This is a genomic window from Arthrobacter sp. A5 (genome assembly GCF_051131705.1).
Taxonomy (GTDB): Bacteria; Actinomycetota; Actinomycetes; order Actinomycetales; family Micrococcaceae; genus Arthrobacter_M.
Genome location: NZ_CP180316.1, coordinates 521,626 through 543,024, shown reverse-complemented (window position 1 = coordinate 543,024; position 21,399 = coordinate 521,626). Strand labels below are relative to the sequence as shown.

The following is a 21,399-nucleotide window of genomic DNA, read 5'->3' as shown; positions in this document are numbered from 1 at the left end:
AGCAGTGGCCGTAGCCAGCTGTCCCGGTTTCCATGTTGAGAACGCCGGTCAATAAGAGCTCGGACGCCTTCACGGGCGTTGCACGACGTCATGTCCCCGATTTCCGGGAAGCCCAAACCTGCACGCCCCTGCTTTAGACTGACGTTACGTGGATCCTTTCCCCGTTTTAAGGGGATCCTGTGGATTCATCCTCATACGCGTCATCCATTCGCTCCGGGTCTGCCCACGACTGGCCCAGTCGCGGCTGGGAAGACGATCGTCGCTTGGGTTTGTTCTCAGCGTGGCGGTACCCTGCCGGATAACGGAGGTGCCGCCGCCGACCTCAAGGACGACGGCGGCAATCAGGCCAGGCGTTGAGCCTTCGCTCAGTTCCCTGACGTTACAGCGGGGTGACGTAAGCTCCGGCAATGCCGCCATCAACGAGGAACTGGCTGGCAGTGATGAACGACGAATCGTCAGAGGCCAGGAAGGCCACGGCAGCGGCCAGCTCCTCGGGTTCGGCGAAACGTCCCAGCGGCACATGGACCAGGCGTCTGGCGGCGCGCTCAGGATCCTTGGCAAAGAGCTCTAGGAGCAGGGGCGTATTGACCGGTCCCGGGCACAGCGCGTTGACGCGGATGCCCTGCCGGGCGAATTCGACGCCGAGCTCGCGACTCATCGAGAGCACGCCGCCTTTGGAAGCGGAGTATGAGATCTGCGAGGTGGCGGCGCCCATGACGGCAACGAAGGAGGCAGTGTTGATGATCGAGCCCTTCCCCTGTTCCTGCATGTAGGGGATGACATGCTTGCAGCAGTAGAAGACGCTGGTGAGGTTGACTTCCTGTACTTTGCGCCAGGCCTCGATGCCGGTGTCTAGGATCGAGGCGTCGTCGGCCGGAGCCGTCAACGGAGTCGGCGGCTGCCTTCCCTGTGTCATCATCGCAGATGTCCGCGATGACCACGTTGGCGCCCTCGTGTGCCAGGCGTTTGGCCGTGGCCAGGCCGATGCCCGAGGCGCCTCCAGTTATCACCACGCTGCGGTTCTGCAGCCGGTTGCTGACCAAGCCGTTGTAGGGTGCTTCGTTGTTTTCACTCATGGGGGGTGCTCCTTGGGGCGTGAGGGACTGCTGGTGGGTTGTTCGCAGTGAAATGGGTTAGCGGGTTGAGATGAAGACGTTCTTAACTTCGCTGAACGCGTCGAGGGCATCCGGTCCCAGTTCCCGGCCGAGTCCGGATTGCTTGTAGCCGCCAAAAGGGGTGGAGTATCGGACGGAGGAATGCGAATTAACGGACAGGTTCCCGGCCTCGACGCCGCGTGAGACGCGCAGCGCGCGCCCCACATCCGAGGTCCAGATCGAGCCGGACAGCCCGAAGTCGGAGTCGTTGGCGATGCTCACGGCGTCAGCTTCGTCCTCAAAAGGCACGACGGTGACGACGGGACCGAAAATTTCTTCGTGCAGGGACCGGGCAGATGGGTCTGCGGGTATGAGCACCGTGGGTGGGAACCAGAAGCCGCTGCCTTGGGGAGCTATGCCTTGGAAGGCGACGTCGGCGCCCATCTGCACGCCGCCGTCGTACACGAAGGACGACACCGTCTCGCGCTGTCCGGCAGAAATGAGCGGGCCCATGTCCATGGTCGGATCCGACGGGTCCCCGACACGAAAGTTCTTCACGGCCGGCTCGAGCAACTCCAGGAATTTCACCGTCGTCCGCATCCCCACGGCTCAGGACAAAGAGCGAGCGTCCGTCCTGCGCGCAACATTCTCTTTGAGCTCGAGCTCTGGTCGAAAGAGCGGATCGACTCCCCGAAGATCCATCAGGTCATGCCATGGTTCCAACGTCGTTTCAATCGGCAAGGGATTATGCCAAGACACTATATTTCTCCTTTGGGTTCGTCACCCACGAGATGAAACTAGCCAGGGACGTAGCCGATTGGGTGGTATTCATGGAGGATGGTGCCGTGGGCCAACAGGGACCGCCCGAGGCCGTGTTCGGATCTGATGCCGCCCAACGCATCAAACGATTCGTTCAAACGGTCTCAGATATTCCGGTGACCAGGGCTACTCCTGTCGGCACCGTTTCGCCGTAGTAACGGACACAGGACGTTGGACGAATTGGAGGTCTCTTGGTCATGGTTTCAATTCCCGCCCCGGCACCAAAAAGGGGTTCTGACTTGCGGCGAATTCCCGCAGGTCAGAGCCGCTGAAGGCCATAAGCGGCCCAACCTTACTCCCCCAATTCGTCAACGTCTTCTGCCGATTTCACCCGTTACGCAATCCAGGCCAGTCCGGAGAAAAATATGGTGACACTGTCACCACGGCAAAACCGGACAAAGTTGGGGAGGCGCCCCGGACGCCGAAACAGCCTGCAATCGATCCAAATTCTTGTTCAGCACTCTCCAATCGGACTTCAACACCAGCCATCTATAACTGCGGATCGTCCATGGCGGTCCGATCCGAGCAGAAAGCCCTCCGGCGCTCCGATAGTTTAACGTCGTTTGCCAGCGGGGCCGTCCGGTATCCACACGTCCCCCAGGACCAACGCCACTCTGACGTGTCCGCGCTGCCCAAATCCTGCGCCGTGGAAGGCCGCGAGATACAACGGGCACTGCCTCACAAAAGGGGTATCCGCCCTTTCAGGTTCTTCGTATTCAGGCATGGCAGCCGGGTTGGAGCCAGCAAGATAGCAAAGTAGGAGGCTCAGCGCACGGCCTGCCCTTCTCCACAGCGGCTCACGCGGGAACTTGTTTTCACAGCCGTCGCAGTCGAAGCTCGAACGGCATTGAACGCCATAAAAACGCCGCCACAAAATCTGGGGCCGCCCCTGTCCACGAGCCATTCCAAACATCCGACCAATATAATTAAGATATGGCCGTTACCGACGAAGCAATCACCAAAATCAAGGACATGATTATCTCCGGGGAACTGCGCGCCGGAGACCGGCTGCCCCCGGAAATGGAGCTGAGCGAAAAGCTGGGCCTGTCCCGCAGCTCGCTGCGCGAAGCCGTCAAGGCCCTGGAAATCATCCGGGTGCTGGACGTGCGCCGCGGGGACGGCACCTACGTCACCAGCCTGGAGCCCAAGCTGCTCACCAAAGCCATGACGTTTATCGTGGACCTGCACCAGGACAAATCCATCCTAGACATCTTTGAAGTACGGCGCATTCTAGAACCGGCCGCCGCAGCCATGGCCGCCGGCAGGATCACACCCGAACAAATCACCGCCATGCGCGCCACCATGGAGGGCATCAGCGAGGATAACGGCGTGGAGTCACTCGTGGAGCACGACCTGGTGTTCCACAGCCTCATTGCCACTGCGGCCAACAATTCTTACCTGACCAGCGTGTTGGAGGCCCTCTCCACCGGCACGGTGCGCGCGCGCATCTGGCGCGGACTGACACAGGAAAACGCCGTGGACCGGACGCTTTCCGAGCACGCCGCCATCATCGAGGCCCTGGAACGCAGTGACGGCGAACTGGCCAAGGCCCTCCTCACCGTCCACATCTGCGGCATTGAGCACTGGTTGCGCCACGCCTTGTAAACCGAGGCGAAGTTAACAATGCCGGTCCTGCGCCGGTCGGGTCCCCAGGCATCCGCAGGACCGGCGTGCTGGCCGAACCTGCGGATGGCCGTCCGGTGCTGGTCGGCGCCGCACCCCTCCAGCATGGCGAACACAGGCAACAGGAACACACGAGCGCAGCCTAAACATATGGCGCGTATGTTGCTTCAGCCGTCCGGTGCCAGATGGCGGAGGCCTCGCCCAGGCTGAGCGACTCAATGAGTTGCCCCACCACTTCCAGGGTGTTCGCATAAGGCAGGCCCAGTAGGCTGACCGGCCAGTCCCCGCCGTACATGAGTCTGCTTGGCCCGAAGGCTTCCAGCGCCACGGTCCACGCCCGTTCCAGCGCGGCGGCGGACAAGTCGGCGCCGGGGCAGTGCAGGCCGGACAGCTTTGCCACAGTATTGGGCAGCGCGGCCGCGGCACGCAGCTGCAGCTCCCACAGCGCAAACTCTTCATCGGTCCCGGCCCGCGGCGGCTTGCCCAAGTGGTCCACCACCACCGTCAGCCCCGGCAGATCGGCGGCCAACGCGGCAACCTGGCCAAGATGCCGGGGGAACGCATCCGGCACCTCAAAGGGGATCCCGGCCGCAGCCAGCAGACTCAAGGATTCACGCACCGCAGGCAGTGCCAGCACGTCGGGCCGAGGGTCGTCATGGACGAGGGTTCGCACACCGCAAAACTTGGGGTGCACCAGCCACTTTTCCAGCAGGGCCGCGGCGGCAGCGGCATCCTCCAACGGTAGCCAGCCGACCACCCCGGCAATCCAGTCATGGCGGGCGGCATTTAGCAGCATGGCTTCCGTGTCCGCGGCGGTGTCGTCCGCCTGCACCAAAATGGCGCGCCGGACACCCGCCGCAGCCAGCGTTTCACGCGCCTCCTGCACCGGATACGTTCGGTATAGGTGACCGTGCTGCGGCCCCAGCCAGGGGTACCGTCCCTCCCCCAGCGTCCACAGGTGGAGGTGCGCGTCCAGGCGTTCGACGCCGTCGCCGTGCCCCCGCGCCCAGCCCGCCATAGCGGCGGCCGGCCTGGTGGCGGCGCCCTGCCTGCCCGTACTGGCGAAGGCTGCCTCAGCCATGAACCAGGTCCTCCGTGAGGAGTCCGCGGCTGACCATTTCGGTCCATAGTTCCGCCGGCAGGTCTGCTTCCATGCGTTGCGCTGTCTGCCTGATTTGTGCCGGCTCGGTGGCACCGACCACAACATTACGCACGGCCGGGTGGCTGAGTCCGAATTGCAGGGCTGCAGCCGGAAGTTCCACGCCAAAGTCGGCGCAACACGCGGCCAGGGCCCGGGCCTTGTGAAGAATGTGGGCCGGGGCGGGGGCGTAGTTGTAGTGGGCGTCGTCGGGCACTACCGTGCGGGCAAGCAGGCCGGAGTTGTAGACGCCGACGTTGACAACCCCCACGCCGCGTTCAATGCAAAGCGGCAGTAAGTCCTCCGTTGCTGGCTGTTCCAGGAGGGTGTACCGGCCTGCCAGCATGACCAAGTCAAGGTCGGCCCCGCGGATGCAGGCCGCGAGGGTTTCCGCGGAATTGGCACCGACCCCGATGGCGGCGATGAGACCCTCGTCGCGCAGTTTCTCCAATGCCGGCAGTGCCTGGCTGATCCCGGCGGAGAGGTCGTAGACGTCGGGGTCGTGCAGGTAGGCGATGTCGATGCGGTCCAGCCTCAGCCGTTCCAGGGAGTGCTCAATGCTGCGCCGGATGCCGGCCTCGGACGGGTCCCAGCGGCGGGTGGTGTCCGCAGGCACGTCAAATCCCTCGCCGTCGCGGGCCCCGGCCGGGTTGGCTGCCGGTTCCAGGATGCGGCCCACCTTGGTGGAGATGACAAATTCATCCCGTGGCTTGGTGGACAGGACGGCGCCCAGGCGGCGCTCCGACAAGCCCAGCCCATAGTGGGGGGCGGTGTCAAAATACCTGATGCCCGCGTCCCAGCCGGCACCCACGGTGGCGGCAGCAACGGCGTCGTCCATGGCGCGGTAAAGGTTCCCGATGCCGGCAGCACCGAATCCCAGCCTGCCCAGTTCGGGCACGCTCATGGCAGTTCCCACACCTTTGTCAGTCCCATGTCGTCCCCGGAGTAGTCATCTTCAACCTCCAAAAGCTCCGCCATGACTGCCTGCCATGCGATGTTGACCGGGTTTGTGGCCAGTTCTTTGCGCATGGTCTGGTAGTCGGCCACCTCAACGACGTGAAAGAGGTCCCTTCCGCTGCGCCAGATGTTCCAACCGGTGACGCCGGCAGCGCGCAGGGCCGCATCCAGCTCGGGGCTGATGACCGCATGGATGGCGTCGTATTCGGCCTCCTTGTCAGGCTTGAGCCGTGTGTGCAGGGCGATTTTCTCGGTCATGCGGGGTCGCTTTCATTGGGGGGGGAAATGTTCAGGGGCAGGCCACACCGGCAGTATACGGCGATCATTGTTGCAGCGCGGCCTGGCTTTGGGCGTCTTCACGCCAGAAGCCGCCGTGCGGGAAGCTGAACTCGGCAATGGACTCCGCATGCATTTCGCTGCCGGCCCCCGGGGCGGACGGCGGCCAGTAGCAGCCGTCATGGACGTTGATCGGGGTGATGAAGTGTTCGTGCACGTGGTCCACAAATTCAATCATCCTGTCTTCCTTGTGGCCTGACACCGCCACATAGTCAAACATCGACAAGTGCTGGACGGCCTCGCATAGTCCCACCCCGCCGGCATGAGGGCAGACGCGGACGCCGAACTTGGCGGCTAGGAGCAGGTTGGCAATATTTTCGTTGACGCCGCCAACGCGGGCAGCATCAATCTGCATGACCTGCAGTGATTGCGCCTGCAGCATCTGCTTGAAGACAACACGGTTTTGGACGTGCTCGCCGGTGGCGACGGGGATGGGTGCGATTCCGCGGGCAATGGCGGCGTGACCCAGGATGTCGTCGGGGCTGGTGGGCTCTTCAACCCAGGCGATGTCGAACGGGGCGAGGTGGCTGATCCATTCAATGGCCTGGGGCACGTCCCAGCGCTGGTTTGCGTCCACGGCAATCTTGAAGTCGGGCCCGACGACGGCCCTCGCCGTCCGCAGCCGCCGCACGTCGTCCGCCAGGTCGGCTCCGACCTTGAGCTTGACTTGCTTGAATCCGTCGGTCACCGCTTCGCGGACCAGGCGGGTCAGTTTCTCATCAGAGTAACCCAGCCAGCCCGGGGTTGTGGTGTATCCGGGGTAGCCTTCGGCCAGCAGTGCGGCCGTGCGCTCCGCCCGTCCCGGCTCGGCTGCGCACAGGATCTCCAGGGCCTCGTCCCGGGTCAGGGCGTCGCTGAGGTAGCGGAAGTCCACAAGCTCGACGAGTTCCTCCGGGCTCATCTGTGCCAGCAGCTGCCACAGCGGCAGGCCGGCGCGTTTGGCCTTCAGGTCCCAGAGTGCGTTGGTGACGGCGCCAATGGCCATGTGCATGACGCCCTTTTCCGGGCCGAGCCAGCGCAGCTGCGAGTCGTTGATGAACGCCAGGTACGTTGTGCCCATGTTGGCCAGCAACTCCTCAACGTTGCGGCCCAGCAGGTACGGGGCCAGTGCAGAAATGGCGGCCGTTTCCACATCGTTGCCACGGCCAATGGTAAAGACAAAGCCGTGGCCCTCGTGGCCGTCCGTACTGTCAGTGACAAGCCGCAGGTACGCCGCGGAGTAGTCCGGGTCGGGGTTCATGGCGTCGGAGCCGTCCAACTCCCGCGACGTGGGAAACCGGACGTCGCTGGTTTCCACGGCGATGACTGTGCTCACTGGGCTGCTCCTAAGAAAGTGTGTACTGGAAACGCAAAAGCTAAAACAAGATAAACATCCGATGTTTCACGTGTCAATATGGGAGCGGATGCTAAAAATGTGCGCACACATGAGTAAAGTATCTACAAAGCTCAGATGTTAAGGTGCTGCTTGCGGCCCTTGCGCATACCCAGTTAGCCGCTGCGGCGGCGAAAGGAGAGGAAAGATCCCCATGAAGATTGCACGTCTTGGCGAGCCGGGGTTGGAAATCCCCGTTATTATCGCCGCCGGAGCCGACGGCGAGGAGCGCACCCATGATGCCCGTCCCGTCACGACCGACATCGATGGCGGGTTCCTGTCCGGTGGCGGCATCGCAAGGCTGTGCAAAGCCGTCAAGCGCGGCGAACTCCCGCTGCTGGAGGGTGCAGCCGCCCTGCGGATCGGTTCCCCGGTGGCCCGGCCCAACAACGTAATTTGCATCGGCATGAACTACGCCGCGCATGCCGCGGAGTCCGGGGCTCAGCCGCCGACCATTCCGGTGGTGTTCCTCAAGCCGAACAACACCGTCACCGGTCCCTTTGATGCCGCCCCCATCCCGCCGCTGTCCGCCAAGTATGACTGGGAGGTCGAGCTCGGCGTGGTCATTGGAAGCAAGGCCAGCTACCTGGCCAGCGTTGAAGAAGCCGCAGACGCCGTGGCCGGCTACCTGGTGGCCAACGACCTCTCGGAGCGGGCATACCAGATTCCGGGCGCCGCCGGCCAATGGACCAAGGGCAAATCACTCCCCAAGTCCACGCCCCTGGGCCCGTGGCTGGTGCCCGCTGCCGAGGCGGACGCCAACAACCTCCAGCTCAGGAGCTGGGTCAACGGCGAACCGCGCCAGGACTCCAACACCGCGGACCTGATCTTCGACATCCCCACCGTCATCCACCACCTGAGCCAATACATGGTCCTCGAACCCGGCGACGTGGTCCTCACCGGCACCCCCGAAGGTGTCGCCCTCTCCGGCCGTTTCCCGTATCTGCAGGACGGCGACGTGGTGGAAATGGAAATCGCCGGACTAGGCCGCCAGCGCCAAGAATTCTTCCGCGCCGCCCCACGCGCCGCCGGAAGCGATGTTGCCCAAACCGCCAAAACTGCCCGGGAGGCTTAAATGAGCCAGGAAATGTCAAACCTCACCGCCATTGTCACCGGTGGCGCCTCCGGCATCGGCGCCGCGATCGCTGCGAAACTGCAGAGCATGGGCGCGTCCGTGGCCGTCCTGGACCTGGCCCCCGGCAATCTTCCGGAGGGCCAGCTCGGCTTTTCTTGCGACGTCTCCGACGACGCCTCCGTCACAGCGGCCGTCGACGGCGCCGTGGCAGCATTCGGCGGCGTGGACATCGTAATCAACAACGCCGGCATCGGCGCCCAAGGCACCGTGGAGTCCAACGACGACGCTGAGTGGCACCGGGTGTGGGACATCAACGTGGTGGGCATGGTCCGCGTGGCCCGCGCAGCCCTGCCGCACCTGCGCAAGTCCCCGGCGGCAGCCATCGTGAACACCTGCTCGATCGCGGCCACTGCCGGACTTCCCCAGCGTGCACTGTACTCCGCCACGAAGGGCGCAGTGCTCTCCCTGACCCAGGCCATGGCCGCAGACCACCTCCGTGAGGGGGTTCGCGTCAACTGCGTGAATCCGGGCACCGCGGACACCCCGTGGATTGGGCGGCTCATGGACGCCGCCCAGGACCCCGTGGCGGAGCGTGCGGCCCTGAACGCCCGCCAACCGCACGGGCGCCTGGTCAGCGCTGATGAGGTGGCCGGCGCCGTCGCCTACCTGGCCAGCCCGCTCTCCGGTTCCACTACCGGTACGTCCATCGCGGTCGATGGCGGCATGCAGGCCCTCCGTCTGCGCCCCGCTGGACAGTAGGCCCACACGCGCCACCGGTGACCCGGGGCCTGCCGGGATCCAGTCAGGGCCGGTAGGCTCCGAGGCCCTCGCGGGCGGCCCCGGCCGCCGGCTGGGTCAGTCATCGTGCCTCGAGGGCCCGGCGGGCTCGGCCGACCAACTCAACGCTCGTGGAGTCCAGTTCCTGCGCCCCGCCGCCGGGACCGGCCGGATGCTGGTCCACGAAGGGAACCCGGGCCGAAAGATGCACGGCGTCCACGCCAACCCGGACCAGTGCGCCGATATCCTGGATGCGGACGCCGCCGCCGGCCATGATCTCGACGCCGGCCGGCCGTTGCCGCACCATGGCGTCGAGCACGGCCAGGCCGTCAATGCTGCGCACCGCGCCGCCCGAGGTCAGGACGCGGCTGACTCCGCTTCCGGGGAGCCGCGCCAGCTGCCCCACGGGGTCGGCGCAGGCATCAAGGGCCCGGTGGAATGTCACGGGCAGTCCGTCTGCGGCCTCGACCCATTGTTCCAGTGCTGGTAGGTCAATCGTCCGTTCAGCGGTCAGTGCCCCCACCACCACGCCGTGGGCGCCGGCAGCCTTCAGGTGCCGGATTTCGCGGCACATGGTGTCCACCTCATCGGCGTCGTACACGTATCCGCCGCCGCGGGAGCGCACCAGGGCCTGCACGAATCCGGCCGCCCCGCCTGTTGCGGCCAGCACGGCCTCCACGATTCCGTCCGAGGGCGTCAGCCCGCCCATCCGCAATGCCGTACACAGTTCCACCCGGGACGCGCCCCCGGCAGCGGCGGCGCGTGCCCCGGCGGCGTCCTGGACCGCAATTTCCAGCCCGGCCCAGCCATCCAGGGGCGGCCGGGCCGCTTCAGCAGGCGCGGTCACCGGCGGTGCACGGTGGCGGTCAGCGCCGGTGCGCCGCCGTCCTCCGAGAACGGGAATACGCCGTCGGCCAGGTGCGAGTGATCCAGGCGCAACAGGTCCTGGTCAACGCCTCCTGGCGTCAGCGCCAGCTTCCAGCCGGCGGCCGCATCAAAGAGTTCCGGCTCCAGGTAGCCGATCTTCACCACAATCACGTCAAACCCAGCCGGGTCCAGTCCTAAACAGGTGAAGTCGCTGATGTGGTGGAATGGCTTGCGCCGCTCGGTCAGGATCGCAAATACATTGCCCACCTTGACGACGGCCTGCATGCCGGCCACGGGGTCACCGTCGGTGATGGAGTAGACGGTGCCGTGCAGCCGGACCGGGCCGTGCGCGTTGTGGTCTATACGGGCCCCGGCCTCCATGTCCACGGCGCCCCCGACCCCTGCGGCGACGGCCTGTTCCACGGCCTCGGCGTCAAAGATGGAGGCGTGTACCAGCCGCACATCGGCGGCGGCAAGGGGTTCGCTGGCCAGCAGCTGCGCCAGCGTCCACGTTACGTCCCCCGCACCGCCGGCAGTCGGGTTGTCGCCGGTGTCGGAGAGGAAGTACGGGCGCGGGGCGTCCTGGGCGATCGCCACCGCGATCCCCTCCTCCAGCGTGGCCGTTTCGGCGACAAAGGCAAAGTCGCGTCGCGCGTCCCAGTACAGGCGCCCCAGCCGCTCGGCTTCTCTTCGGATCACCATTACGTCGTCGCCGGTCACGACGACGTAGGCCTGGCACCGGGGCTCGTCCGCCCAGGCATAGCCAACCCAAATGGCCGCGTCGAGGACGCCGTCGAGCTCGGTGACTGCCGGAATTTCCTCGTAAATGCCCTTGGCAGGTTCAATCCGGGTGCTCGTCTTTTCACCGGGCAGCAGCACGGGAACCGGCAACCAGGCCTTCGACGGGCGGCGTTTGTAAACATCCGCCCCCGTCGCGGCGCGCAGCCTGCCCAACAGATTGAAAACGGCCCGCTCCTTCGTGTTCATGGCGTCCTCGTGCGGGGCCATGCGGTAGCAGGTGATCAGGTCCACGTTTTCCAGCAACTCGAAGGAGACGTTGCCGTGCAGGTCCATCGAGGCGGAGACCAGGGCGGCGTCGCCGAGGGCCTGGCGCACGTGGCGGGCAAGGTCGCCTTCGGCGTCCTGCATGCCTACCACGCTCATGGCGCCATGGATGTCGAAGAACAAGGCGTCCAGGGGTCCGGCGTTGCGGATCTGATCAATGATCTCGTCGCGGAACGCGACGTACAGCTCCGGGTCCACGGCGCCTCCCGGCAGGGACCGGGCGTGCATGAGCGGCACCCACTCAGCTGCGGAGCGCAGTTCGCGTCCTTCATCCAGGAACGGGTAGCAGGCCAGGAGGTCCACGCCGCGGCGCACCGTGAACGCCTCCGCGCCGCTGATGTGCGGGGAGAACGTGCTGGATTCAATGGAAATGCCGGCAATGCCGATGCGCGGCCGGGCCAGCCCGCCCTCGACCACCGGTGCCAGCGGCGGGCACCACACCTCGGACGGGTCGGGGGGTGGGGTGGTGGTTTGTTCAGTCATCGTGTTCCTCGAATGAATCCAGTGGTGCGTTCAAATGTTTCAATCATGTCCAGCGCCTGGCCTGCCCTGTTGGGCCATAGGTTTGTCGTCTCCGTCGGGTCATCGGCCAGGTCAAAGAACTGTCCGGGCCCGTTCCCGGTGTCGTCGGGCTTGCCGACCGGTTCGGAAAAGCCGCCCGACCCGGTTCCAAAGATGGCCTTCCCGGAACCGCTGCGCAACACCAAGGTGCCGTCATATGCCTGGTGGCCCAGCACCCGGGCAACGCCGGCGTCGGCCGATTCGCGGCGCAGCAGGGGCGCAAAGGACGTCCCGTCGCCGACCCTCCAAACAGCTTCGGCGCCGCCGCGGACTCCGGCAGGCTCTGCAGTGTGTTCGGCCAGCGTGGCCCGGATGTCCATCAGGCTGACCAGTTCATCGCACACCTTGTTCGCGGCAATGCCGGGGCCTGCCACAATGAGCGGCACGCGGTGGCCGGCCTCCCAGGCGTCCGCTTTTTGACCCCGCCAGTGCCCGTTGGGGCGGTGGACCACGACGTCGCCATCGCCCGGGAACATGGTGGGCGCCCCGTTGTCCGAGGTGAACACAAAGACAGTGTTCTCAAGGCCCTCGCCCAGGGCGCCGACCAGCTCCCCGACCATCCAGTCGACCAGCGCAACCCCGTCGCCACGGGGCCCGGCCTCGGTGGTCCCACGGACAAATTCCGGGGGCACGCAGGGCCGGTGCGGGGCGGCCGTGGCCACGTAGGCGAAGAACGGTTCCCCGCCGCCGCGCTGGGCGCGGATCCAATCCGCGGCCCGCGCAACCACGGTGGTGTCGACGGCGTCGTCCTGCCAGCCCGGACTTTGCAGGCCGGGGCGCTGGGAGGTGACCAGCCGCGTCTTTTCCTCCAGCGGCACCCCGACTGCCCTGTCCTGGTCGAGGAAGCAGTACGGTGGCATGTCCAGGGACCCGGCAATGCCAAAGTACGTTTCAAAGCCAAGCGCGGTGGGCCCGCCCCGGAACGGGACGTTGTAGTCAATGTCCCGACCGTGACCTTGCATTTCGGCGGCGAAGCCGGGGCTGAAGGCATCCCGGGTGGAGCCGTCCAGGTCGGTCCAGCCCAGGCCCAGGTGCCACTTTCCAAACGCCCCGGTGCGGTAGCCTGCGTCGTGGAAGTCCCGCGGCAGTGTGGGCGCATCGACCGCTATGATGGCCGGGTCAAGGCCGCCCAGCACCCCGCTCTTCAGCGGGCTCCGCCACGGGTAGGACCCCGTGAGAAGGCTGTACCGGCTCGGCGTGCAGACGGCGGACGACGCATGTGAATCGGTGAAGCGGACGCCTCGTGCAGCCAGGGCGTCAAGGTTCGGCGTGTGGATTCGCGTGGCCCCGTAACACGACAGGTCACCCCAGCCTAGGTCGTCCGCCAGGACAATTACAACGTTGGGTTTCATCATTGTGTTCTCCAATCGAAAAGTCTGGTGGTTTGCATTGCTAGCTGGCGCTGGCGCCGACGCCGATGCCGTCCATCCCGCGTTTGCCGACGTGGTCCGCGGCGTAGGCGGCAGCCCCAATGAACCCTGCATCGGGCCCCAGCTGGGCGGGGACAACCTGAGGTGTGGCGTGGCGCCCGTGCTCGGCCAGCAGTTCGGCCAGTCGTTCCCGGGTGGGTTCGGCCAAGGCGGCACCGGCCGAGCTGACTCCCCCTCCGAGCACAATGAGGTCCGGATCCAACAGCATGGAGACCTGGCTCAGGCCAAACCCGAGCCAGTGGGCGATAACGGCAAAGTCTTCGCTGGTCCGGGCCTCAGTGGCCAAGGCGCTGCCGCTGGCATACCTGTCCAGGCAGCCGCGGCTGCCGCAGCCGCACGGGCGACCGCCCGGCTCGACCACCATGTGGCCGATTTCCCCGGCCCAGCCGTGCGCTCCGACCACCAATTTGCCGTTCACCAACAGGCCGCCGCCGATCCCGGTTCCCACCGTCACCATGGCTGCGTCCTGCACGGTCTGAGCCGCACCGAACTTGTGCTCGGCCCACAACGCGGCGTTTGCGTCGTTGATGACCAGGCACGCAACGTCGAGCCTGGCCTCGATCAGGTCCGCCAACTTCGTGTTGTCAAGATCCAGGTTGGCCGCGTAGGACACGGTCCTGTGGTCGATCGAGACGTAGCCTGGGACCGCAATTCCCACGAGTGTCCCGGCGACGTTGGGCGAAAGCTGAAGGACCAGTGCGGCCACGGCGTCGGCAATGGCCACTTCACCGTGGGGGGTGGGGCGCTGCGAACGCGCCAGCACCGCCCCCTGCCCATTAACTATCCCTGCAGCAATTTTGGTGCCGCCGATGTCCACCCCAATCCATGATTCACTCATGCCGGTGTTTCTCCGGAAGCCGGGTGCGGAATGCGCAGCACCGCGACGGGCTCGGCGGCCAGGGCTGCCGGCACTCGGACGCCGCCGGTGCCGTTCTCCGCCGCACCCAGCCATACGCCACCGGAGGTGTCCAGCGGCGCCGAGGGAAGCTCGGCTCCGGGGGTGAGGACCGACAGGTAGCTGGCGCCGGCCCCGACCGTCACTGCATAGTGCGCCTGTTGTTCCGGCGCCATGGTCCCCTGCCAGGGCCGGGTGCCGTAAATGGCTTCGCCATTGATGCTCAACCATTGGCCCAGGCCAAGCAGTCGTTGGCGGTAGCGTTCGGGTACGGTTCCGTCAGCGGCCAGGCCAATGTTGAGCAGGAAGTTGCCGTTGCGTGAGACAACGGAGACCAGGTGGTGGACCAGCTCCGGCACGCTGAGGACATCGGCGTCGGTTTCTTGTTGATTGAAGCCAAACGAGCGGCCCAGTCCGCGGCAGCTTTCCCAGTGCTGGCCGCTCAGGCCGCCAATGTCGCTGTACTCGCGAGTTAGGTAGCCGTGGGAGGGGACGCCCCAGCGGTCGTTGACTATTCCGTCCGGCACGGCCGCCCGGTATTCATCGAACAGGGCCGCCACGCCGAACTCGGCGTTGGACTTGCCGGCATCCGGCCATTCAATGTCGTTCCACAGGATGTCGGGCGCGAACCGCTCCACCAGCTCGTGCACCTGCCCGTACGAATAACGGGCAAAATGTTCGTCCTTGCGGCGCAGCCTGAAGATGTCGGGATCAGAGTTGATGGCCGGGAAGTCGCTGACGTGCCAGTCCAGGGCGCCGGAAAAGTAGCAGCCAAATCTCAGCCCGGCGCCCCGCGACGCCGTGGCGAATTCCTCGACCAGGTCACGCTTGGGGCCGCGCACGGCACTGTTGAAGGGTGTCGTGTCCGTGTTCCACAGGCAAAACCCGTCGTGGTGCTTGGTGGTGGGCACCACGTATTTGGCTCCGGCGCGGCGGAAGAGGTCAATGCAGCCAGCGGCGTCGAACGACTCTGCTTTCCACACATCGGCCAAGTCTTCGTAGCTGCTGCCGGCACCAAAGGTGGACCGCTGGTATTTCTGGGCACTGCTGCCGTCCAGTCGGACGGTGTTGCCGTACCACTCGGCGTACTGGTGGTCGCGGTAGGCATCCTCCACCGGCATCGACGCATGGCCCGTCTCGGCCCAGGCCGGCACGGAGTACAGGCCCCAGTGCACAAAGATGCCAAATTTTGCGTCCTCAAGCCATTGCGGAAATTCCCACTCCGGGTAGTTTGGCGCGTTAGCGCCAAAGTCGGGACCAACACGATCTTCAAAATTAATCATTACTGCCTTCGTGTAGGAGGAGGGCGGTTAGCGACCGGCGAGGCCGACGGTGGCAATGCCCTTGACCAAGTGCTTTTGGAGAGCGATAACCATGATGAGCGTGGGCAGAATGGCAATCACGGAGGCCGCCATCACCAGGTTCCAGGAGCTTCCGTGTTCGCCGAAGAATGTCTGCAGGCCCAGGGAGACGTTGCCCAGTTGGTTGACATCGTTGACCACGATCAACGGCCACAGGAAACTGTTCCAGAAGGTAATGAACGTCCACACGCCCAGGACGGCCAGCGACGGCTTGGCCAGGGGCAGGATGATCCGGGTAAACGTCCCCCACTGGCTGCAGCCGTCCATGCGGGAGGCCTCCACCAGCTCGTAGGGGATGTTGATGAAGAACTGTCGCAGCAGGAACGCCCCGAAGGCGCCGAAGGCCCATGGCAAAATCAGCGCCTGCCATGAGTTGATCCAGCCAAACTTTTGCATCAGCAGGAACATGGGGATGACCAGGACCTCCTGGGGAATCATCATGGTGGCCAGGTACAGGAGCATGTACTTGTCCCTCCCCCGCCACTTGAGGATGCCGAAACTATAGGCCGCCAGCGATGACACCGCCACAACAATGATGGTTCCGGAAATGGAGATAATCAGGCCGTTGACGATGAACCGCAAAAACGGCGTGTAGTTGAAGACTTCCACGAAGTTCTGCCACCGTAATTCCGAGCCGATCAAGGACGGCGGCTGGGAGAAGATCTCCCCGTTGGGCTTCAATGCTGAGAAGAACGTGAAAATGATGGGAAAAAGGAAGGCGAGGACCACCACGCCAAGCACCACTTCACTGGCCACTTTCAGCGGCCGGAACTGCGGCTTGTTCCTGCGGACCGCTGCTTGGACGGCCTGTGCGGACTGTCGGCGGGATGGGGACTGGAGCTGACTACTGGTCATAATGTACCCATTTCTTTTGTCCCAGCCACTGGATCATCGTGACGACGAGGATCAGGACAAAGAGGATGATGGCGGGTGCGGCGGCGGCGCCGAGCTCGCCGCCCTGGAAAGCGGTTTGGTAGACGTTCATCACGACGGTGACGGTGGATGTTCCGGGCCCTCCGGCGGTCATAACGAATGGTTCGGAGAACATTTGGAAGGCCGAAATCATGGTGACCGTGGAGGCAAAGAAGATGGCGGGTGTCAGGAGCGGCAGTTTGATGCGCAGAAGTTGTGTCAGGCCGTGGGCGCCGTCGAGCTTGGACGCGTCAAGGATGTCCTGGGGCAGTTGGTCGATGGCGGCGGAGAAGATGAGCATGTTGTAGCCAAAGCCTTGCCAAATGATTACGACGACGACGGCCAGCAGGGCCGTGCTGCTGTCACCCAGGAGGTTGGGCAGGTGGATCCCGAACAGGCTCTGCATGGTCGAGTCCACCAGGCCATTGGGCTGGTAGATCAGTTTCCAGATCACGGCGGTTGCAACCGTGGGAGTGACGACCGGAAGGAAAAACAGGACCCGGTACAGGCGGCTAAACCGGCTGGTGGAAACCCAAAAGGCGGTGGACAGGGTCAGGACGAGGTTGATGGGCACTACCAGAAGCGTAAAGACGAGTGTGTTCACCAGGGCGGCCGGGAATTGGCTGCCGGGGGCGAACAAATTACGGTAGTTCCCCAGCCCTGCGAAAGAGATGTCGCCAAAGGTCGGCCAGTTGAAGAAGCTGGTGGCGACCGCCAGGATGGTCGGGAAGAGGATGAACACTGTCATCCCCACGGCGCTGGGGGTGAGGAACCCCAGCGCCGCGCGAGAATCGGACTTCTTCTTCCGCTTAATCGGGGCAGCCGGATCGGGGATCCTTCGCTGCACGGTTTTGTTGCTTATTGCCGTCAAGGTGGTGCCTTTCTGCTGCGGCCCGGTGCGGAAGGAGATGGACTTACTTGGCTCCGCTTTGCTGAACGTTGTTCAGCGCATCGGCGGGCGAACTCTTTCCCGTGTAGGCCTGCTGGAACTGCTGGGCCATCAGCTTGGTGACCGCATCCCAGTTGTTGGTGCTGATGAACGGAACTGCCATCGCTGAGGAGTCTTTGGTCACCTGGGCCACCTGTTCGGAGTACCCAGGGTTCTTGGGGTCGATGTCCTTTTTCAGGGCGTCGATGAACGCCGGGAGGGCGGCGGTGCGGGCAGGGATGTTGCCCGACGCGGCGGACGCCATTTGTGACTGCGCGTCTGTCAGGACGCCGATGGCCTTGGCCGCCTCGGTCTTGTTCTTGCAGGTGGAGGAGATGCCGAACCCGGAGTTGGCGGAGAAGGTGCCGCCGCCGTTGGGTCCCTGCGGCAGGGCAACGACGCCTACGTTGAAGCCGGCGGCGTCGGTGACATTGCTCTTCAGGTTCCAGGAGCCGTCAACGGCCATGGCTACGTTGCCTGCAACGAACTGTTGCTCGCCCCAGGGGACGTCGGAGGAGCTGGCAGGGACGCTACTGATCTTTTTGTCGGTGGCCAGACTGGAGTACCAAGCGAAGGAATCCTCAAAAGTCTTGTCCGTCATCTGCAGTTTTCCCTCGGAGGAAACCGGCTTGGCTCCGTTGTAGGCCAGGAGCTGGGCGGACATGTGGAGGTCGGAAAAACTTTGGCCGAAGGCGGGCTTGTTCGTTGCCTTGGTGATCTTTTGCGCGGCGGCGACGAAGTCGTCGGTGGTCCAGCCGTCTTTTGGCTCGGCGACGCCGGCCGCCTTGAAGGCATCCTTGTTGTAGTACATGACCATGGTGGAGAGGCCATAGGGCAGGGCGTACTGCTTGTCGCCGCTTTGCAGGGCCTTCAACGCCCCTGCGTCCCATTCACTTGCGGTGAACCCGGCCGCCTTGGCCAGCTCGCCGTCGAGCGGGGTCATGGCCTTGGCAAAAGCCGGCAGGCGGAGACTCTGCATGCTCACAATGCACGGCGCCGTGCCCGATGCCAGCTGGGACTGGAGCTTGGTGAAGTAGTCGGAGAAGGGGGCCGTGGTCAGGTTGACCTTGATGTTCGGGTACTTCGCCGTCACCTGCGACGCGAGGTCCTCCCACGTCTTGTTGCCTTCATCGCCCTGTGACCAGAATGACCAGTCGAGCGTGACATTACCGGCAGCCTCCCCGCCACCGGCCGATCCCGACGAGGAGGGGCTGCACGCGCTGGCCCCGAGTGCAAGGGCGCTTCCAACGGCTATGGCGGCGAGCTTCGTTGCTAGTTTCATGACAATCCTTCAGTGGCTTTAGGCGTTCAGCGGTCTCGGGTGCATAATTAATTCGGCGCCGAATTATTGGTGTGGTGTTAGCGTAATCACAGTTGGACCCACAGTCAAGGAGGAGGGGTAATTATTTCCACAGCAGGCATCCGCCCACACATGAGCCCCACCCGTGACGCTGTGAGCCGCGCGGAAATCCTTGGCCTGCTGGGGCAGCTGGGGAAGCTAAGCCGCAGCGAAATCGCCAAGAAGCTCAACTTGGGACCGGCGACCGTCACCGCACAGGTACGCCGTCTCATGAGTGATGGCTACGTGCGTGAGCTGCCTGCCGATGCGCGGGCCGGTGCCGGCCGTCCTAGGGTCCCAGTCGAATTGGTGGCTGAATCTGCTGTCATCATCGGCATGAGCGTGACGCCCACCAACGTCACGATTGTGTCCATGCTCATTGACGGAACCATCACCGACGCACGGACCACGTCATTCGATCCGTCATCCAATCCCTTGGGCCAGTTCAAGGCTATGGTCATTGAACAGCAAAGTTCCATGGAGCATCCAGAGCGCGTGGTGGCGATTGGAATTTCCGTCTCGGGCGCGGTGGACCAGGCACTTTCCACGGTACGGATTTCCGCCACCTTGAACTGGCGCGACTTCAAGCTTGGCGCCCAGCTGGAACGGTCCCTCAACAAGCCCGTTTTTGTCTCCAACGACCTCTTTGCGCTCTCCACCCGCGAAGTGAGTTTTGGGCTCGGCCGCAACAAGGATGACTTCCTGCTGCTGGGCCTGGGATTCGGCGTCGGCCTGGGAATCGTCAACCACCGCAAGGTCTTTTATGGCTCCACCGGTTCCTCCACAGAGTTTGGGCACATGTCGATCGACCCAGACGGACCCCTGTGCGTATGCGGAAACTACGGCTGTCTGCAGGTCTACGCAGGACTGAACGAAGTTATAAGGACAGCAACGGCGACCGGCGGCCCCAGATCACTGTCCGGCGTGCTGACGGCGTCGCAAGTCGGCGATCCGGCCGTCCTGGACTTCCTGGCCGAGACTGGCCACCGCGTGGGCCGCGCCGTGGGCGGCGTCGTCAACCTGCTTGGTATCGGCACGATCATCGTGAGCGGTCAAACCATGTCACTCTGGGAATACCTGGACGACGGATTCCGCCGCGGCCTGGATGAAACGGTGCTGAAGTTCCTGCTTCCGCTGGACATCACTGTCAAGTCATGGACCGAGTCCGAGGATGCCGTTGGGGCCGCCGGATTGGCCCTGCACAACGCCATCAGCCTCAACGTTCCGCTCATCCATCCGGGCGAAGCTGTCGATGGGCCCGACCAGGGTTTGGTTGTCAACTCAGGTGTATACCCGCCGGGCGCCCGCCACTCCCCCGAGTCGAAAACTTCCAGAGGTTGAAAAATCCATTCATTCCAACATCAGGCAAGCCGGGGAATAAGCGATACCCCACCGACGGTCGCACCCCACTGCATCAGGGCCCACAGAACGTTATCCGGGTGGATCCGGTTTTCCTGCGCCGCCGGAGTTTCCACGAGGTCATACCAGTACAGAGCGCATCATGACGGGCGCGGAGGCTGCCCGGGCTGGCGGGACTTGTTCATCGGCGGCGAGTGCGCCGGCCGGTCGCGGTACGCCCCTGGCCGCCCCGCATGCACCTGAGCATCGGTCTGATGGTGCTGATCTGCGCTGATGTGATTTGTCCGGGCCTCCGCTACCTGTCGCGCTTCGCCCCGGCGTGCCGGGGATTGACCCACGAGATGGGCGGCGTACCTTCGACAGTACGGCGTTTGCCGCCCTGTGCCACCGACGAGCCGTCCCAGCGTCGCATCGATGGCATGGGGCGGATGCGTCTGTTCCGCAACGACATTAAGGCACGAGTCACAGCGCTCATTGCCGGGGCGACGGCGACCCATTTCCATGACAGGCTTGGTGGTGCGCTGGGGGCACCCCCTTCACGCGATTTAGGCTTCGATTGACAGCGAAACGCTTGACTCTCGGACTGCTCCTAGTTTATTGACTCAACGTGCGCGGATTGAAGGCACAGGAGGCACCTACGTCCACACCGTCACAAAACCCAAACTTGCCCAGATGAATCTTCACATAGGGCCGAACGCCCTCGACAGCCCTCATCAGCTGGTCGACAGGAATGTCGTGATCGGGCCGACGGGTGAGGAACTGATCCACTGTGGTATCAGGTGTTTCAAAAGCTTCGCTGGTGCAAGGACTCATGATGATCACCGCTTCGTGCGTTGCTTGAATATCAAGCGCGACGCCGTTAAACGTTGCGCGGAAGATCTTGGGGCACCGTTGGTGGCGGCAAGATCGTTCCGGCATATGCCGGACCCCGTGGGCTGGCACTGGGTGCGATGCAAACAACGTCGGCAAGACGTGGCGAAAGGTCGCAAACTCCATCGGCTATGGCTGGGTGACTCTGAAGACTTTCAGAAAGGCCAACGCCGCTCTGATCGCAAGGGCAATGGGAGTCGAGGCGGCCGCTTACCAGGCCGGACATTCAAAGGTCTCCATGACCCAACAGCACTACATTGAGGAGTATCAGGAGGCCCTAGACACCAGGGCCGTCGTGGATGCCTTCAGCCCGAAGGAAGAGCCTCCGCCGACCCCTAAGAAGGATGAAAACTGATGAATATGGAGGCCCAATGTGGAGAGTTTGTGGAGACCTAAGTTGGATTGGCCCCATATTGGGGCCATTCCAACTACCAAAGACCCAACGATTCCGGGCTTTCTGGAGCCTCCTGCCGGATTCGAACCGGCGACCCCCTGTTTACAAGACAGGTGCTCTGGCCAACTGAGCTAAGGAGGCGTGCTGACCAACTGCCAGCCGGCCGGCCCGAAAGCCAGCTAAATAAGACTAGCCCAGGGGCGCGCGCAACGCTAAATTCCCAACGC

At 64.0% G+C, this 21,399-nt stretch carries 19 protein-coding genes, 1 tRNA gene and 2 pseudogenes; 6 read left to right on the top strand and 16 right to left on the bottom strand.

Annotated elements, in window-relative coordinates:
• Window positions 1-379: 379 nt before the first annotated feature.
• Together ACLLJI_RS02605 and ACLLJI_RS02600 are read right to left on the bottom strand one after the other, a co-directional pair.
• Window positions 380-1,076, bottom strand: a pseudogene (locus ACLLJI_RS02605) (SDR family oxidoreductase).
• Between the two features lie 57 nt (window positions 1,077-1,133).
• Window positions 1,134-1,679: pseudogene (locus ACLLJI_RS02600) on the bottom strand (aldehyde dehydrogenase family protein); the annotation flags it as partial.
• 1,167 nt (window positions 1,680-2,846) lie between these two features.
• Here ACLLJI_RS02600 and ACLLJI_RS02595 point away from each other — a divergent pair.
• Entirely contained in the window at window positions 2,847-3,518 is a 672-nt protein-coding gene (locus ACLLJI_RS02595) for a FadR/GntR family transcriptional regulator (RefSeq protein ID WP_434617572.1), read from the top strand.
• Window positions 3,519-3,678: 160 nt separating this feature from the next.
• Here the strand turns inward: ACLLJI_RS02595 and ACLLJI_RS02590 are convergent, their stop codons facing one another.
• The 4 genes from ACLLJI_RS02590 to ACLLJI_RS02575 all read right to left on the bottom strand — a co-directional run bounded on the left by ACLLJI_RS02590 (window position 3,679) and on the right by ACLLJI_RS02575 (window position 7,282).
• Window positions 3,679-4,617 (bottom strand): amidohydrolase family protein, encoded by a 939-nt coding sequence (locus ACLLJI_RS02590; RefSeq protein WP_434617569.1) that lies wholly within the window; start codon window positions 4,615-4,617, stop codon window positions 3,679-3,681.
• The gene (locus ACLLJI_RS02585) at window positions 4,610-5,578 is read right to left on the bottom strand and encodes an aldo/keto reductase (protein WP_434617566.1); all 969 of its coding nucleotides are present in this window, start codon (window positions 5,576-5,578) and stop codon (window positions 4,610-4,612) included. Before ACLLJI_RS02585 ends, ACLLJI_RS02590 begins: the two co-directional genes overlap by 8 nt.
• Window positions 5,575-5,889, bottom strand: a complete 315-nt coding sequence (locus ACLLJI_RS02580; RefSeq protein ID WP_434617563.1) for an L-rhamnose mutarotase — start codon at window positions 5,887-5,889, stop codon at window positions 5,575-5,577. The genes ACLLJI_RS02585 and ACLLJI_RS02580 overlap by 4 nt, the downstream gene beginning before the upstream one ends.
• Before the next feature lie 64 nt (window positions 5,890-5,953).
• Window positions 5,954-7,282, bottom strand: a complete 1,329-nt coding sequence (locus ACLLJI_RS02575; protein ID WP_434617560.1) for an L-fuconate dehydratase — start codon at window positions 7,280-7,282, stop codon at window positions 5,954-5,956.
• 211 nt (window positions 7,283-7,493) lie between these two features.
• On the opposite strand from ACLLJI_RS02575, the gene ACLLJI_RS02570 reads away from it, so the two are divergent.
• Window positions 7,494-8,414 (top strand): fumarylacetoacetate hydrolase family protein, encoded by a 921-nt coding sequence (locus tag ACLLJI_RS02570; protein WP_434617557.1) that lies wholly within the window; start codon window positions 7,494-7,496, stop codon window positions 8,412-8,414.
• Entirely contained in the window at window positions 8,415-9,173 is a 759-nt protein-coding gene (locus tag ACLLJI_RS02565; protein WP_434617554.1) for an SDR family NAD(P)-dependent oxidoreductase, read from the top strand.
• Window positions 9,174-9,273: 100 nt separating this feature from the next.
• On the opposite strand, the gene ACLLJI_RS02560 is transcribed toward ACLLJI_RS02565, so the two are convergent.
• Genes ACLLJI_RS02560 through ACLLJI_RS02525 form a run of 8 tightly spaced genes read right to left on the bottom strand, consistent with a single transcriptional unit; the run spans window position 9,274 to window position 18,492 of the window.
• Window positions 9,274-10,038, bottom strand: a complete 765-nt coding sequence (locus ACLLJI_RS02560) for a copper homeostasis protein CutC (protein ID WP_434617551.1) — start codon at window positions 10,036-10,038, stop codon at window positions 9,274-9,276.
• Window positions 10,035-11,606, bottom strand: coding sequence for a M81 family metallopeptidase (locus ACLLJI_RS02555; protein ID WP_434617548.1), 1,572 nt, complete (start codon window positions 11,604-11,606; stop codon window positions 10,035-10,037). The genes ACLLJI_RS02560 and ACLLJI_RS02555 overlap by 4 nt, the downstream gene beginning before the upstream one ends.
• A complete protein-coding gene (locus ACLLJI_RS02550) occupies window positions 11,603-13,039 on the bottom strand; it encodes a sulfatase family protein (RefSeq protein WP_434617545.1) in 1,437 nt (478 codons plus the stop codon). Before ACLLJI_RS02550 ends, ACLLJI_RS02555 begins: the two co-directional genes overlap by 4 nt.
• Before the next feature lie 37 nt (window positions 13,040-13,076).
• Complete coding sequence (locus tag ACLLJI_RS02545; protein WP_434617542.1) at window positions 13,077-13,952, bottom strand: ROK family protein; 876 nt, start codon at window positions 13,950-13,952, stop codon at window positions 13,077-13,079.
• Window positions 13,949-15,292, bottom strand: a complete 1,344-nt coding sequence (locus tag ACLLJI_RS02540; protein ID WP_434617539.1) for an alpha-L-fucosidase — start codon at window positions 15,290-15,292, stop codon at window positions 13,949-13,951. The genes ACLLJI_RS02545 and ACLLJI_RS02540 overlap by 4 nt, the downstream gene beginning before the upstream one ends.
• A gap of 27 nt (window positions 15,293-15,319) precedes the next feature.
• A complete protein-coding gene (locus ACLLJI_RS02535; protein ID WP_434617536.1) occupies window positions 15,320-16,225 on the bottom strand; it encodes a carbohydrate ABC transporter permease in 906 nt (301 codons plus the stop codon).
• On the bottom strand, window positions 16,215-17,153 hold the full coding sequence (locus ACLLJI_RS02530; RefSeq protein ID WP_283562038.1) for a carbohydrate ABC transporter permease: 939 nt from the start codon (window positions 17,151-17,153) through the stop codon (window positions 16,215-16,217). The genes ACLLJI_RS02535 and ACLLJI_RS02530 overlap by 11 nt, the downstream gene beginning before the upstream one ends.
• Before the next feature lie 43 nt (window positions 17,154-17,196).
• A complete protein-coding gene (locus ACLLJI_RS02525; protein WP_434617533.1) occupies window positions 17,197-18,492 on the bottom strand; it encodes an ABC transporter substrate-binding protein in 1,296 nt (431 codons plus the stop codon).
• A gap of 150 nt (window positions 18,493-18,642) precedes the next feature.
• Between ACLLJI_RS02525 and ACLLJI_RS02520 the strand changes: the two genes are divergently transcribed.
• Both ACLLJI_RS02520 and ACLLJI_RS02515 read left to right on the top strand, forming a co-directional pair.
• Window positions 18,643-19,890, top strand: coding sequence for an ROK family transcriptional regulator (locus tag ACLLJI_RS02520; RefSeq protein WP_434617530.1), 1,248 nt, complete (start codon window positions 18,643-18,645; stop codon window positions 19,888-19,890).
• A gap of 251 nt (window positions 19,891-20,141) precedes the next feature.
• The gene (locus tag ACLLJI_RS02515) at window positions 20,142-20,468 is read left to right on the top strand and encodes a hypothetical protein (RefSeq protein WP_434617526.1); all 327 of its coding nucleotides are present in this window, start codon (window positions 20,142-20,144) and stop codon (window positions 20,466-20,468) included.
• A 34-nt stretch (window positions 20,469-20,502) separates the two neighbouring features.
• On the opposite strand, the gene ACLLJI_RS02510 is transcribed toward ACLLJI_RS02515, so the two are convergent.
• Window positions 20,503-20,904 carry a hypothetical protein gene (locus tag ACLLJI_RS02510; protein WP_434617524.1) on the bottom strand — a complete coding sequence of 134 codons (402 nt, stop codon included), beginning with the start codon at window positions 20,902-20,904 and terminating at the stop codon, window positions 20,503-20,505.
• 13 nt (window positions 20,905-20,917) lie between these two features.
• Between ACLLJI_RS02510 and ACLLJI_RS02505 the strand changes: the two genes are divergently transcribed.
• Entirely contained in the window at window positions 20,918-21,133 is a 216-nt protein-coding gene (locus ACLLJI_RS02505; protein WP_434617522.1) for a hypothetical protein, read from the top strand.
• A gap of 103 nt (window positions 21,134-21,236) precedes the next feature.
• Here the strand turns inward: ACLLJI_RS02505 and ACLLJI_RS02500 are convergent.
• A tRNA-Thr gene (locus ACLLJI_RS02500) sits at window positions 21,237-21,313 on the bottom strand.
• Window positions 21,314-21,399 lie beyond the last annotated feature (86 nt).